General features: G+C 68.2%; 13 protein-coding genes. 5 read left to right on the plus strand and 8 right to left on the minus strand.

Annotated elements, in window-relative coordinates; translation table 11 throughout:
- Window positions 1-5: 5 nt before the first annotated feature.
- On the plus strand, window positions 6-1193 hold the full coding sequence (locus E0H75_RS31410; protein WP_131517333.1) for a CynX/NimT family MFS transporter: 1188 nt from the start codon (window positions 6-8) through the stop codon (window positions 1191-1193).
- 45 nt (window positions 1194-1238) lie between these two features.
- Here the strand turns inward: E0H75_RS31410 and E0H75_RS31415 are convergent, their stop codons facing one another.
- Window positions 1239-4571, minus strand: coding sequence for a S8 family serine peptidase (locus tag E0H75_RS31415; protein WP_131517334.1), 3333 nt, complete (start codon window positions 4569-4571; stop codon window positions 1239-1241).
- A 120-nt stretch (window positions 4572-4691) separates the two neighbouring features.
- Window positions 4692-5273 carry a TetR/AcrR family transcriptional regulator gene (locus tag E0H75_RS31420; RefSeq protein ID WP_131517335.1) on the minus strand — a complete coding sequence of 194 codons (582 nt, stop codon included), beginning with the start codon at window positions 5271-5273 and terminating at the stop codon, window positions 4692-4694.
- 98 nt (window positions 5274-5371) lie between these two features.
- Here E0H75_RS31420 and E0H75_RS31425 point away from each other — a divergent pair, with 98 nt between their 5' ends.
- Entirely contained in the window at window positions 5372-5767 is a 396-nt protein-coding gene (locus tag E0H75_RS31425) for a RidA family protein (RefSeq protein WP_131517336.1), read from the plus strand.
- On the opposite strand, the gene E0H75_RS31430 is transcribed toward E0H75_RS31425, so the two are convergent.
- The gene (locus E0H75_RS31430) at window positions 5764-6357 is read right to left on the minus strand and encodes a TetR/AcrR family transcriptional regulator (protein ID WP_131517337.1); all 594 of its coding nucleotides are present in this window, start codon (window positions 6355-6357) and stop codon (window positions 5764-5766) included. The two genes, E0H75_RS31425 and E0H75_RS31430, sit on opposite strands and share 4 nt — an antisense overlap.
- A gap of 51 nt (window positions 6358-6408) precedes the next feature.
- On the opposite strand from E0H75_RS31430, the gene pdhA reads away from it, so the two are divergent.
- From pdhA to E0H75_RS31445, 3 genes are read left to right on the plus strand one after another with little or no spacing between them, the layout of a single operon-like run.
- Window positions 6409-7431, plus strand: coding sequence for a pyruvate dehydrogenase (acetyl-transferring) E1 component subunit alpha (gene pdhA / locus E0H75_RS31435; RefSeq protein ID WP_202873266.1), 1023 nt, complete (start codon window positions 6409-6411; stop codon window positions 7429-7431).
- Window positions 7428-8423 carry an alpha-ketoacid dehydrogenase subunit beta gene (locus tag E0H75_RS31440; protein WP_131517339.1) on the plus strand — a complete coding sequence of 332 codons (996 nt, stop codon included), beginning with the start codon at window positions 7428-7430 and terminating at the stop codon, window positions 8421-8423. Before pdhA ends, E0H75_RS31440 begins: the two co-directional genes overlap by 4 nt.
- Before the next feature lie 11 nt (window positions 8424-8434).
- Window positions 8435-9658: a dihydrolipoamide acetyltransferase family protein gene (locus E0H75_RS31445; protein WP_202873267.1), complete on the plus strand. Its 1224-nt coding sequence runs from the start codon at window positions 8435-8437 to the stop codon at window positions 9656-9658.
- Between the two features lie 364 nt (window positions 9659-10022).
- On the opposite strand, the gene E0H75_RS31450 is transcribed toward E0H75_RS31445, so the two are convergent.
- From E0H75_RS31450 to E0H75_RS31470, 5 genes are read right to left on the minus strand one after another with little or no spacing between them, the layout of a single operon-like run.
- On the minus strand, window positions 10023-10499 hold the full coding sequence (locus tag E0H75_RS31450; protein WP_202873268.1) for a GNAT family N-acetyltransferase: 477 nt from the start codon (window positions 10497-10499) through the stop codon (window positions 10023-10025).
- A gap of 4 nt (window positions 10500-10503) precedes the next feature.
- Window positions 10504-11511 (minus strand): LacI family DNA-binding transcriptional regulator, encoded by a 1008-nt coding sequence (locus E0H75_RS31455; protein ID WP_131517340.1) that lies wholly within the window; start codon window positions 11509-11511, stop codon window positions 10504-10506.
- Window positions 11512-11525: 14 nt separating this feature from the next.
- Window positions 11526-12350, minus strand: a complete 825-nt coding sequence (locus tag E0H75_RS31460; RefSeq protein ID WP_131517341.1) for a carbohydrate ABC transporter permease — start codon at window positions 12348-12350, stop codon at window positions 11526-11528.
- Window positions 12347-13267 (minus strand): carbohydrate ABC transporter permease, encoded by a 921-nt coding sequence (locus E0H75_RS31465; RefSeq protein WP_131517342.1) that lies wholly within the window; start codon window positions 13265-13267, stop codon window positions 12347-12349. The genes E0H75_RS31460 and E0H75_RS31465 overlap by 4 nt, the downstream gene beginning before the upstream one ends.
- Window positions 13264-14529 carry an extracellular solute-binding protein gene (locus E0H75_RS31470; protein WP_131517343.1) on the minus strand — a complete coding sequence of 422 codons (1266 nt, stop codon included), beginning with the start codon at window positions 14527-14529 and terminating at the stop codon, window positions 13264-13266. The genes E0H75_RS31465 and E0H75_RS31470 overlap by 4 nt, the downstream gene beginning before the upstream one ends.

Below are 14529 nucleotides of genomic sequence, written 5' to 3' on the forward strand. Positions count from 1 at the left end.
AGGATGTGCTGAAACCGCCGGCCGAGCCGCCGTCCGGACGACGGGCCGCCCTGCTGACCGCGACCGTCTTCCTGGTGGCCCTGTGCCTGCGTCCGGCGCTGACCGCGGTCGGCCCGGTGCTGCCGCAGATCGGTGCCGACGAGCAACTCGGCGAGGGAGCGCTCGGCCTGCTCGGCACGCTGCCGCTCATCGCCTTCGGACTGGCCTCGCCTCTCATCCATCGACTGTCCCGGCGGCACGGGATGGAGCGGGCCGTGTTCGTCTCGCTGCTCGTCCTCGCCGTCGCGACCGTCGCCCGGTCCTACACCGGGCTGCCTGGACTGTGGCTCGGCACGATCGTGGTCGGTGCAGCGATTGCGGTCGGCAACGTGCTGGTCCCCGTCATCCTCAAGCGTGACTACGCGGGCAACGTGTCCCGCGCGACCGGGGTGTACACGGCCTTCATCACCGGCGGCGCCGCGATCGCTTCGGTGTCAGCAGTGCCGATCGCAGACGCGGCCGACTGGCGGCTCGCGCTGGCAGTCTGGGGAGGTCTTGCCGCGGTCGTCGCCGTGATCTGGCTGCCGAGGCAGTCCGCGTCAGTGCCGATGCCGCCGCCGGACCCCGACGACGGCGCTCTCCCGGTCAGCGTCTGGCGGCAGCCGATGGCCTGGCTGATCACGGCGTTCATGGGCCTGCAGTCGACGAGCTTCTACCTTCTCGTCAACTGGCTGCCCACCATCGAGATCTCGACCGGTATCTCGGAGCGGACAGCCGGCGTACACCTGTTTCTGTTCCAGTGCTTCGGCCTCGTCGGCGGCCTGACGATTCCCCGGCTGCTGAAGCATCCGACCGATCAACGCGCCGGCACGATCACCGCCAGCGTTCCGATCCTCGTTGCGCTGCTCGGAATCCTGCTGGCGCCAGGTCTGGTGGTCGTCTGGGTCGTCCTCGCCGGACTGGGCCAGGGCGCCGCTCTGGTCGCCGCGCTCACCCTCATCAGCATCCGCGGCCGCAGCCACCACGAGGCGACCCAGCTGTCCGGTATGGCGCAGGCCGTCGGCTACCTCCTCGCCGCCACCGGTCCCGTCATCGCCGGCTCCCTCACCGAACTCACCGGCAATTGGGACGCGACGCTCACCCTGTTCGCGACCCTGGCCGCCGTACAGGTCGTGATCGGCATCATCGTGGGCCGCGACACCCGTACGGCGTGACGCTCGAAGGCCCGGGGCACGCGCCCGGGCCTTCGAGTCCGCCGGTCAGCGCACGGGGACCAGGTCGAGAACGGTCTGGTCGACCGAGTTGCCGGCCTTGTCCGTGATCGCGGCCCGGACGGACAACGTGTGCCCGGGCAGCAACGACCACGGCGCGATGATCGTCCGGTAGCCGTCCTTGGTACGGACCAGCGGCGCCGCCGTCCAGTGCTTACCGCGGTCCGACGAGATCCACAGCCGGGCCGACTTGACCGGCGCGGTCGCCGCACGGTCCTGGGCTCCGACCCGCAGGTCGAACACCATCGGCCGCCACGCCGGCGCACTGCCGTCCAGCGCAACGTACGGGTCGTAGTCCAGCCTCAGCATCGACGGCCGGACCGGATTCGCCCACTCCGCCGGTGGCGTGGCCGTGAACTCCCAGGTGGTCTTCGCCTCCGTGGAGGTCGAGAAATGGTCCGTCTTCCAGCTGTGCTCCAGCCGGTACCGCGCCGTACCACTGGGAACCTGGAAGAAGCCCGACGTGTTCTTCTGCTCGCCGAGCTTGACGCCGTTGCGATAGAGCGCGAGCCGTACGTCGTCGATCAGCGCGGTGTCGACAATGCCCAGGTGGCCTGGGTCGGCCAGTCCGACCTGGATGTTGAAGTCACCGTTGAAGATCTCGCCGATGTTGAGCTGCGGATGCATCGCCGTACCGAAGACCGAGCGCGCCTTCTCGCCGGGCTTGTAGGTCCGCTCCGGGTTGTCGCAGACTCCGGCGATGCCGGTGGCCGGGGAATCCAGACACTGCCACCATTCGATCCCCGGGCCCGCGGACAGCATCTCCACGCGGTGGGAGGGCGTCTCGACGGTCTGCCAGGTGCCGCCACCGAAGGTGGTCACCGCACTCCGGACGCCGCGACCGACGCCGGCCGTACCGCCTCCCCAGACGCTGCCGAAGGAGGTGTCGACCCGAGCCATGGCGCGGACAGCCTTGCGGTCCAGGTTCTTCGCCAACGGCACAGTGAACCGGTTCGCGCTCTGATAGACCTGGTACAGGTCCGCTGCGTTGTGGTCGGCCTTCTTCGTCGACTGCAACTGCCAGCGAGTGACGGCTTCGACGATCCCCTTCTTGGGCGCACCGGTGGGTTGCACATAGACCTTCCCGGCGGCGATGTCCTCGATGGTGGGGAAGAACTCCTCAGCCTGCCACTTGGCTGGATCTGAGGCGCGCAGGGCGGTGACCGCGCCCTCGGTCGCCTTCGTCGGCTGCCCCTCGACCACGGGCACGTCCAGGCGCACCGTCTTCCGGGCGTCCAGCGTGAAGTCGGCGTCCTTCGCGACCAGGAAGTCCGTACCGCCGGTCATCGCGACGGTGTCGCCGGTCGTCACGAAGGTCCACATGCTCCACTCGCCGGGCGAGATCCGGCGGGTACTGCGGCCCTGGTCGTCGAGCACGAACTGCATGAAGTCACCGTTGCTGCCGTTGAACGCGTTGACCCACCCGCCGGACACCGCCTGGCCGTCCCGGTCGAGCACCCGGACAGAGACGTCGTACGCCGGCGGCTCGTCGTAGGCGTTCAAGGCGAGACGGAGGAGCTCCTTGCCGTCGGCCCCGAGCAGGTCGACCGAACCTTGCCACATGGCGTCGTCGACGGTGGCCGGGTCCAGCGTGACGGTGAGGCTCGCCGTACCTCCGGCCGGAACCGTCAACGTGGCCGGGGACACGACGACGGCCGCGTCGGGTGCCGTCGTGGTGTTGCCAGACAGCACCTCGTGGTCGGCGGCCGTGACCGCCAGCGGCTCGCTGCCGGGATTGGTCAGCGTGACGGTGCGGGTCTGCACGGCGTCGTCGGGGTGACGGATCGCACCGAAGTCGACGACGCCGATGTCAGCGGACAGGCCGTTCGAGGTCGCGGTGGCGAGGTTCAGCCGCCCGCTGCCGGACCACGAGGTGTACGTGCCGGTGTCGTCCACGGCGCTGCTCAAGCGTGCCTTGAGCTGCTGCCAGGTCAGGTCGGGGTGCTGCTGGAGCAGCAGGGCCGCCGATCCGGTCACCTGCGGCGTCGCCTGGGACGTCCCGGAGTACGCGACGTACAGGTCACCGTCGCGGGCGCCGGCCCGGGCACCCAGGATGTTCACGCCTGGTGCGGACACCTCTGGCTTCTGCACGTACGACCAGGTCGGACCCTCGCTCGAGAACTGCGCCTTGTGGTCGGTGGCGTCGACCGCACCGACGGTGAGGGCGGACGCGGCGGTCCCCGGCGACTCGATCGAGAACGGAGTGGGGAGGAACGACCCGCTGTTGCCGGCCGCAATGACGAACAGAGCGCCGGTCTTGTCGGTCAGCCGGTTGACCGCATCGGCCATCAGGTCGTCGCCGACCCGCGGCGCGCGGCCGCCGAGGCTGAGGTTCACCAGGTCGGGGTGCTGGTCGGCCGCCCACTCCAGTCCGGCGATGACTCCCGACTCGGTGCCCTCGTTCGCGGCGTTGATGACCTTGCTGGAGACCAGTTCGACACCAGGTGCGACACCCTGCCGGGCGCCGTCCGATCCAGCGCCGTTCCCGGCGACGAGCGACGCCACATGCGTCCCGTGGCCGAGGTCGTCCTGGGTGCCCTCGCCGGTGAAGTCGGCGGTGGCCGTCACCTTCCCGGACAGGGCGGGGTGCTCGGCGTCGATGCCCGAGTCCACGATCGCGACCTTGACGCCACGCCCGTCGAGTCCACGGTCCCAGGCGGCTGGTGCGTTGATCTGGTCCAGGTAGCCGTCCCGCGGCGCGGCCTCGACCGCTGTCGTCGACTCGCCGTGCACGGCCGCGTCGAGCCAGATCTTGTCCGGCCGCGCCGCCTTGGTCGTGGTGAGCGATGCACCGAATGTCGTCGTACGGGACTTCTGGATCCGGCCGGCGGTCGCGTCCACGCTGGCCAGCTCGCGGGTCGCGGTGAACCCGTTGCTCGCCATCGTCCGCTCACCAGCACCCTGGCGCACGATCACCGGCAGGTCCGCGCGGTGCGCGTCGTCGTACTTCATCTCGACCAGACCGGTCACGTCGAACAGCGCAGGATCGAGTACGTCGGGAACCAGGGTGGCGACGTCATGCGGTACGACGCTGATCCGGCCGTGGTCGTTGCGGACGGAGAATCCGTTGGTCCCGCTCTTCCCGTCGCGAGACCGGACGTCGACGCGCGGCGTCCCGTTCTTGTCCGGGGTCAGGGTGACGCGGTCACCGGTCAGCAGCGTGACCGTGGCTGGGCCGGTCAGCGCCGGGGCCGCTGGTGCGGCTCCGGGCGGCGGCGGTTTGGCGGCGGACGCGAGGCCCGGGACGGTCACCGCGGACAGCAGCAGCGCGCCGGTGAGCAGCAGCGCCGTCCGGGTCGGAAGTGGTTTCGACAAGGCCACGAGGGCTCCATCCTTGCTCCAGGCACCGATCTGGTGCGTCCTGATGCACCTGTCGTATCCGATCGGTCACCACCCCGGCCACGGACCACCGTGACAAGTCCCGGACATGACGGAAACCGGTCAAGCCGTCGCAAGACCCGGCTGAGCGTCGATCCAGGCGCGGAGGCGGCGGGAGTGGCGGGCCATCAGGTCGGGCTGGGCGAGGGTGGAAGCGAGGACCGCGGCACCCTCGTACGCGGCGACCAGGTCGATGGCCAGGTCGCGGGCATCGCGGCGTACCAACTGCTGGAACTGTCGTTCGGCCCAGCTGATGAGGAGCTCCATCAGGTAGGTGGCGAGGGGGTTCGTGCCGTCGGGGCGCTTGGAGAGCTCGGTGGCGAGGGTGCCGTAGGGGCAGCCGTAGAGAGCGGTCTCATCGGCTCGGTCGGCGAGCATGTCGACGAGGGCCTTGAGTCGCGTCTTCGGGGTGCGGTGGCGGGTCTCCAACTCGGCCAGCGTCGCTTCCAGCCGCTCCGCGCGGGCCTGGCCGACGGCGGCGACGATGTCCTCCTTCGTCTTGAAGTAGTAGTACACGTTCCCCAGCGGTACGTCGGCCGCCTCCGCGATGTGCGCCAGCGTCGTCGGCGCCACTCCCTGGCGGTACACCATCTCCGCCGCGGCGGCCACCAGTCGCTCTCTTTTGCCCGGTCGCGTCTCGCTCATGGTCCCGAGTATAAGAAACTGTCGGAGCCGAGTTCTAGGTTAGTTACCTAACTAACTCGCCGGTCCACGAAGGGCCGGTCCGATCGAAGGAGACCACCATGCAACGCACCGCCGTCAACCCGTGGAACTGGTCCGTCGGCCTGGGCTTCGACCAGGCCCAGCTCGTCGAGAGCCGCCGCCGCGAGCTCATCTGCAGCGCCCAGGACTCCGTCGACGCCAACGGCAACGCGCAACATCCGGGCGACATGGCAGCCCAGCTCCGGCTCGCCCTCGACAACCTCGAAGCGGTCCTGGCCGGTGCCGATATGACCGTTGCCAACGTGGTCCGGCTCAACATCTACACCACCGACGTCGGCGAACTGCTCCAGCAGTTCGGCGTCCTGGCCGAGCGGTTCAGCGGCATCCCCGACCGCTTCGCCAGCACGGTCCTCGGCGTCGCGACCCTCGCCGGCCCGGACCTCCTCGTCGCCCTGGAAGCCACGGCCATGGACTAGAGGTCCAGGAGTTGCAGTACGCCGTTGACGTGAGCCTCGGCCCGGGCCCGTGAGGGCGGAGCATCCAGGCCGAGGAGGCGGCGGCGGTGCGGCTCTCCGAGGAGGAGTGTGAAGAGCTCCTCGGGGCACGGGACGAGATCACTCAAGGCGTCGATGTAGCGCTGCGGACCGGCCGCGTAGAAGCCCGTGGCGAGGTCCGGGAACTGGTGTGCCTCGGCGACCACCATCCGGTGCAGGCCGATCGCGACGTCCGAGTGCAGCGTGATGACGAGCCGTACGGCGAGTGCCTCGAGGGCGTTCGCACCGGGCGTCCGGGCCTGTCGGTCGACTGGCTCCGCTTCCGGCAGGACCTCGCGGTTCAACCGGGCGACCGCCGCGGTGAAGACCTCGGTCTTGTCGCCGACGTAGCCGTAGATCGTGCGTTTGGTGACCTTCGCCTCCGTCGCCAGCCGGTCCAGCGAGACACCGCCGTACCCGTGCCGGAGGAACAGCCGGACCGCCGCGTCCAGGATCTCCTCCCGCCGCTGCTCGCGTTCGGACTCGGTCGGCCGTCCACGTTTGCGCGGACCACCGTCGACAGCTCTGGTCATGGCGCTATCCTCCTTCATGACAGAATGACACGATCTAGTATCATTATCCTCGTGAGGAGAGCCGACACGATGTCCGCACCGCCCGGCCTGCTGGGCCACTACCGGCAGATGCTGCTGATCCGGCGCTTCGAGGAGCGGGCCGCCCGGGCCTACACCGAAGCCAAGATCGGCGGCTACTGCCATCTGAACCTCGGCGAGGAGGCAACGGTCGTCGGGTTGATGAGTGCACTCGACCCGAGCGACTACGTCTTCACGAACTACCGCGAGCACGGGTACGCCATCGCGCGCGGCATCGACCCCAGCCGCGTCATGGCCGAGCTCTACGGCCGGAGCGACGGCGTGTCCAAGGGCTGGGGTGGTTCCATGCATCTGTTCGACGCGCAGGCCCGGTTGCTCGGCGGGTACGGCATCGTCGGCGGCCAGTTGCCGCTGGCAACCGGGGCGGCGCTCGCGATCGCCTACCGCGGCGGTCCGGAGATCGTGATGTGCCACCTGGGCGACGGTACGACGAACATCGGCGCCTTCCACGAATCGCTCAACCTGGCCGCACTGTGGAAACTCCCCATCGTGTTCGCGGTGGTCAACAATCAGCTCGGCATGGGCACCACCGTCGAGATGTCGTCCGCTGAACCCGAGCTGCACAAGCGCGCCGCGGCGTACCGGATGTACGGCGAACGCGTCGACGGAAACGATGTCGTCGCCGTACAGGAGTCCGCCGTACGCGCGGTCGCGATGGCGCGTGAAGGGCGGCCGGTGCTGCTGGAGGCTGTCAGCGGGCGGCTGCGTGGGCATTCGGTGGTGGATCCGGCGGCGTACCGGACGAAGGAAGAAGTGGCCGAGCTCAGGGCCGCGGATCCCGTGCTCGCGTTGGGTGACCAGCTGCGGTTGAGCGCTGAGGACCTGGAACAGTTGGAGCAGTCTGTCGCGGCGGAGGTCGGTGCGGCGATCGCGTTCGCCGATGCCAGCGCAGCACCGGATGTCAAGACGTTGTTCGACTACAACTACGCGACGCCGGTGCCGAACGATCTCAACCGACTGCCGGGCCAGCCTCTCTTCGCGGTGGCCGGCGCATGACCGTGATGTCCTACCGGCAGGCGATCAACGAGACGCTGCGGGCCGAGATGCATCGCGACGATCGCGTGTTCCTGATCGGCGAGGAGATCGGCGTCTTCGAGGGGTCGTACAAGATCACCGCGGGGTTGCTCGCGGAGTTCGGCGAACGACGCGTGCGGGACACACCGATCTCGGAGGAAGGGTTCACCGGCGCCGCGATCGGTGCGGCGATGCTCGGGCTCCGGCCTGTGGTCGAGTTGATGACGATCAACTTCTCGCTGCTCGCACTCGATCAGATCGTCAACCATGCGGCGAAGATCCACGGCATGTTCGGCGGCCAGCGCAGCGTCCCGATGGTGATCCGGACGCCTGGTGGTGGCGGCCAGCAGCTCGGCGCCACCCATTCGCAGAACGTCGAGCTGTACTACGCCTTCGTACCGGGACTGAAGGTGGTTGCCCCTAGCAACCCCGCGGATGCCAAGGCGTTGCTGCTCGCGGCGATCCGGGACGACGATCCGGTGCTGTTTCTGGAAAATCTCGCGCTGTACAACACGAAAGGCGACGTACCGGACGACGACGTACCGGCCGAGATCGGGCGTGCGGCGGTGACCAGGGCCGGCAGCGACATCACCGTGATCGGCTACTCGCGGATGGCGTCGCTCGGTCTGGCCGTGGCGGAGGAGCTGGCTGCTCGGGAGGGAATTGATGCCGAGGTCCTCGATCTGCGCAGTCTGCGTCCGCTGGATCGGGAGACGATTGTCCGGTCGGTCCGCAAGACGCACGCGGCGGTGGTGCTGGAGGACGACTGGCTGACGTACGGCATCGGCGCGGAGATCGCGGCGACGATCTCGGACGGTGCGTTCGACCAGCTGGACGCGCCGGTACGCCGGGTCGCGATGGCTGAAGTACCGCTTCCCTATGCCAAGAGCCTGGAGAGCGCTGCCCTGCCCTCGGCGGGCGATGTCGAGACGGCGATCAGACAGACCCTGGCCGCGGTCGGCCGGCTGCGCTGAGAGGAGACACGATGAGCACGATTCTGATGCCACGGTTGTCGGACACGATGGAAACCGGCGTCGTGGTCACCTGGCACAAGCAGACCGGAGAGATGGTCGAGGCCGGCGAGATCCTGGCCGACATCGAGACCGACAAGGCCGTGATGGAGTACGAGGCCTACGAGTCCGGCGTCCTCGGCCGAATCCTGGTAGCCGAGGGCGAAGAAGCCGCCATCGGCCAACCAATCGCAGTCATCGGCGACGAAGAGGACGCCGACGACGCAGCCGCACCGGACGAGGCAGCTGAGTCTCAGGCGTCGGCGTCTCCACCGCCCGCGCAGTCAGGCACCGTCGACGATGCCGTGCAGACCTCCGTCGTGGTGCCTGCGATGGAGCGGATGCCGGCTTCTCCTTTGGCTCGGCGGGATGCGGCGGAGCTCGGGGTGGATCTGACGCAGGTTGTCGGGACCGGACCCGGTGAGCGGATCATCCGTGCGGATGTCCGTGCCGCCGCCCAAGCGACTCCTGCCGAGCCAGAGACACCGGTCGCCCAGGAACAGAACGACGGCGAGGAGGTCCCACTCAGCTTGCTGCGCAGGACGAGCGGAAAGCGGCTGGCCGACAGCGCCCGGACCGCACCGCACTTCTACCTGACCGCGAGCGCCGACCTCGAGAACCTCGTCGACCTGCGGTTCGAGCTCAACGCACAACTGACGGAGGCCGGACGCCAGAAGGTCAGCATCAACGACCTCGTCATCCGCGCGTGCGCACTGACGCTGCGCCAGCACCCGGACGTCAACTCGTCGCTGTCCGGCCACAACCTCCTGCGCCACCACGACATCAACATCGGCGTGGCAGTCGCGATCGACGACGGACTCCTGGTCCCCGTCATTCGCAACGCCGACCACAAGTCGGTCGGCGTGATCGCCGAGGAGTCCGCGGCCCTCGCCGTACGTGCAAGACAGCGCCAACTGACGACCGACGAGATGGCCGGCGGGACGTTCACCATCAGCAACCTCGGGATGTACGGCGTCGAGCAGTTCACCGCGATCATCAATCCCCCGCAGGCCGCGATCCTGGCCGTCGGCGCATCCCGCCGCGAGGCCGTAGTCCTCGACGACGGATCACTCGCCGCCCGCACCAGGATGCGCTACACGCTCTCGGCCGACCACCGCATCCTCAACGGCGCCGACGGAGCCCGCTTCCTGGCCGACCTGACCCATCTCCTGGAGCACCCCTGGCTCATCATCGCCTGACCCGCATCCGAACCACCGCCCAGACCTCGACCTGCGGCGGATTCTCAGCGGTGCCGGCCATACGCATCGAGCCAACGGACCTGGAGCGGCGCCCCGGAAGGCAGCGTCCCCACCAGGCCTCCACCCACATCACCCTAGCCCGCCCACCCGACGTACTGGATGGACCCGGCCACCAGCCTGGTCGTGGTGGGTTGTGAGCTGTGACCTGCCGATGCGGAGATCTCCGGAAGCCGGCTCACCTCCGCTTGAACAGGCTGTGGGAGGTTGGGACGGGAAATGATCTGTTCTGAGCCACCAGTTCCTGTTCCAGGCCTAACGCGGCGCAGGTCCGGCCCCAGGCGGCGCGCCCGCCTGGGGCCGGCTACTAACGCCGGGTGAGGATGTATTCGGTGAGGGGTGGGTGGGGTGGGAACGCGGTCCGGGTCTGGCGGCCGGTGGGGTGCCAGCCGAGCTTCTCGTAGAAGCGGCGGGCTCGGGCGTTCTCGGTGAAGACCCGGAGCCGCAGAGTCTCGAGCGTGGACGGGAAGGTGGCCAGCAGAGCGTCGTGCAGGTACGCCGCCAGCCCCGAGCCCCAGGTATCGACAGCGGTGCCGAAGTGGAAGACCTCGTCACCCCGGCGGGCCGCGAATCCGGTGATCCGATCGTGCTGATCACACGAGACGTAGACCGCGATCGACGGATCGGCGAGCTCGACCGCCCACCGGTCCAGGATGTCGGCGCGCGGAAACGGATGCGTCTCCTGCGGGAAGATATGCCCCAGTCCTTCCACCGCCCCGCGCTCCTGCAACTCCACCAACTCGGGCAGATCGGACTCGTGTGCCGACCGGAAGATCCAATCCATTCCGTCAGTGTCCCGGGCCGATGCCGGCGGTGCTTTCGCGGACCACCAACGTGAACGGCGCTTGGAAGCGGACGGGGTCCTGGCCCGGCTTCTGGTCGCGGAGGGCCTGCAGGGACAGGCGGGCGATGGCGACACGGTCCGGCGCGACGGTGGTCAGCGTCGGGAGGGTGGCGAGGTCGTACGGGATGTCGTCGAAGCCGACGACGGCGACCTGCTGTGGCACCTTCAGCCCGCGCAGCACCAAAGCCCGGATCGCGCCCATCGCCAACCAGTCGGTGCCCGCGAAGATCGCGTCCGGAGCGGGATTGCCGGCGTCCAGCCAGCGGCCGAGAGTCAGCTCGGCGTCCTCACCGCGGACCCCTCCGGCGGGGAGCACGATGTCCTCGTCGACGCCGATCCCCGCCGCCACCAGCGCATCGCGATACCCGTTGATCCGTTCGTCCGCGACCCCCGGCCCGGGCGCCAGCGCCATCACCCGGCGCCGGCCGAGCGACAGGAGGTGGTCGGTCGCTGCCCGCCCGGCTTCCCGGTTGTCGATCCCGACGTGGTCGGCCAGGTGTTCCTCACCGGCCTTCTCACCCAGCAGCACCAGCGGCAGCGCCGGATCACGCCGCTGCACATCCTCCGGACTCAGGTTCAGCGGGCTCATGATGATCCCGTCGAGACGGGCCGGATGCCGGTCCGTGAGCAGACCCAACTCAGCCTCGCGCCGGCCACCGGTCTGGTGGAACTGGACGATCCAGCCGAAGGTCTCCGCCTCGTCCAGCATCCGCGCCGCGAGCGAGGCGAAGTACGGGCGATCGAGCTGGGGCACCGCGAACGCGATCACTCCACTGCGCCCCTGGGCCAGGTTCCGGGCGGCGATGTTCGGCCGGTAGCCGAGCTTGTCGATCGCGGCGAGGACTCGCAGCCTGGTCGACTCCCGGACGTGTTCGGACCCGTTGACGACGTTCGACACCGTCTTCATCGACACGCCGGCCGCCTCGGCGACGTCGATCAAACGAGGCCTCATGGGTGGTAAATATGTCACTTCAAGCCGGTGTGTGCCATTCCGGCCAGGATCCGCCGTTGGAAGACCACGAACACCACCACGACCGGTACCAGCGTGACCACACTCATCGCGAACAGTGCTCCCCACTCCGAGCTGCCGGTCGCGTCGAGGAACCCGCGCAAGGCCACCGGAACCGTCAGTTTCGTCCGCGTCGACAGGTAGATCAGCTGGCTGAAGAAGTTGTTCCAGGTCCAGATGAAGGAGAAGATCGCGGTCGTCACCAGCGCCGGGGACAGCAGCGGCAGGATGATCCGCCGGTAGATGCCCCACGCCCCGCACCCGTCGATCCGCGCGGCGTCGTCCAGCTCGACCGGGATCGACCGGATGAACTGCACCATCAGGAACACGAAGAACGCGTCGGTGGCCAGGAAGCTCGGCACGATCATCGGCCAGAACGTGTCGATCCAGTTGAGGTTGCGGAAGATCGAGTACTGCGCGATCAGCGTGACGTGACCGGGCAGCATGATCGTGGCCAGCATCAGCGCGAACAGCGTCTTGCGCCCGACGAACTTGAGCCGGGCGAACGCGTACGCCGTGAGCGAGCAGGTCAGCACGTTCCCGATCACGACCGCGGTGCAGATGATCAGCGAGTTGGCGATGTACACCCCGAAGTTGACCCCGGTCGAGTGCCAGCCCAGCGCATAGTTGCCCAGCGTCGGATGCTCGGGCACCAGGCCGGCATCTGTGAAGATCTCGGTGTTCGGCCGCAGCGACGCGGTGATCATCCACAGCAGTGGATACAGCATGATCAACGCGCCGACGGTCAGGCCGACGTGTGCGAAGACACGGCGAGTTCTCATCGGCGGACCCCTTCGTCTCCGTAGAACACCCAGGTGCGGCCGAGGACGAAGTTCAGGCCGGTGAACACCGCGATGATCAGCAGCAGGACCCAGGCCATCGCTGCGGCGTACCCCATCCGGAAGTTGCCGAACGCCTGCTGGTACAGGTACAGCGTGTAGAACAGCGTCGAGTCCGACGGCCCGCCCTTACCGCCGCTGATGATGTACGCCGGGGTGAACGCCTGGAACGCACCGATGATCTGGAGTACCAGGTTGAAGAACACGACCGGCGACAGCAGCGGCAGCGTGACCCGCCAGAACCGTTGCCACTTGTTCGCGCCGTCCATCTCGGCGGCTTCCATCACGTCCTCCGGGATCTGCCGCAACCCGGCCAGGAAGATGACCATCGGAGCGCCGAACTGCCACACGCGCAGCACGATCAGCGTCCACAGCGCCGTACCCGGCTCCGAGATCCACCCATGTCCCTCGATGCCGAACAGGCTGAGGACGTGGTTGAGCAGACCGTCACTGCCGAAGATCTGCTGCCAGAGCAGGGCGATCGCGACACTGCCGCCGAGCAGACTCGGCACGTAGTACAGAGCGCGATAGACCGCGAGACCACGCAAACCACGGTTGAGCAGTACGGCGATCGCGAGAGCGAAGGTCATCTCCAGCGGCACCGACACCGCGACGTACAGGAACGTCACCCGAAGGGAATGCAGGTAGCGGGCGTCGTGGAACAGTGCGGTGTAGTTGTGCAGTCCGGTCCACGCCGGAGTGTTGAAGAGCGCGTAATCGGTGAACGAGTAATACAGCGACAACACCATCGGGCCGACGGTCAGACCGAGTACGCCGATCAACCAGGGCAACAGGAACAGGTAGCCCGGGACGCTTTGGCGCAGACGCGTTCCGAACGAGTCGGCGGCGGATCGACTCACTGGCCCAGCGTCTTCCCCGCCAGCTCGACGAACTCCGTCGCGCCGGAGGCGGGGGTGGCCTTGCCGAAACCGATGTTCTCGGCGATGCGCCCGAAGCCGGTGAGCAGTTCGCCGTACCCCTTCGGCCAGGGCTGCGGCGACGGACCGACCTTGCCGGCGATGTCCTCGACGTACGCGATGGCCCGGGCGCCGGCCGAGTCGGCCTCGGCCGAGACCACGTCACGCGCCTTCTTCGACGGCGGTACGCCGAGCAGGATGCCGATGGTCTTGATCGCGGTCTCGTCGTTGAGCAGGAACCCGATCAGCTTGGCCGCGTCCTCGGGGTGCTTGCTCGCGGCCGAGACGCACCACAGGTCGAGGGCCTTGATGAACTGCCCCTTGAGGTCGCCGGCCTTGTCCTGGGGCACCGGCAGTACGGTCAACGGGCTCTTGACCAGCGGCTGGTAGAAGGTGACCTGCTGTACCCAGCCGAACTGCAGCGGCGCCTTCCCGGTCGCCACCAGGGACTTCTCGATCGCCGTGGTCTCGCCGCTGACGTTCTGCGATGGCGCGGCCTTGGCCGTCCGCAGGTCCGCCCAGTACTGGAACCACTCCTGGATCGTGTCCTTGCTGGTCGTCAGCTTCCCACCGTCGTCGGAGAACATCTCGGTCCCGTGCTGACGGGCGAACACCTCGAACAGCTGGAAGTTGCCGGCCTGGTCGCTGGACCCGAAGGTGCCCTGCACCGATCCCGAATAGTCCTTCGCGAACTCGGCGAACGCGTCCCACGTCCACCCCTGCTTCGGGACGCTGCCGCCGGCCTTCTTCACCGCGGCCTCGTCGACGTACATGGCGTAGCTGATCGAGCTCTGCCCGATGCCGAAGTTCTTGCCGTCCGCGGTGCCGCTGCCGGCCACGTCCGGGTCCAGCCCGGAGGTGTCGATGCCCAGTGATCCCAAGTCCTTCAGGGCACCGCGGCCGGCGTAGTCGCTGAAGTAGCTCATCGACATCCGCAGTACGTCGGGCGCGTTGTTGCCCGAGGTCTGCGTGGCCAGCTTGTCCCAGTAGTCGTCGAAGGGCGCGCTCTCCGGGGCGAAGTCCGTGCCACCGTTGGACTTCCACGCGTCCAGCGCCTTGTTGATCGCCTTCGTCACGGGGTCGGGCCCGTACCACGCGACCCGCATCGGCCCCGACTTCGCGGAGCAGCCGGGCAGCATGGTGGCGGCGGCCGTGGCGGCACCGAGACCTAGCAGGGTACGGCGGCTGAAGGTGGACGGATTCAT

The organism is Kribbella capetownensis (assembly GCF_004331485.1).
Lineage (GTDB): Bacteria > Actinomycetota > Actinomycetes > Propionibacteriales > Kribbellaceae > Kribbella > Kribbella capetownensis.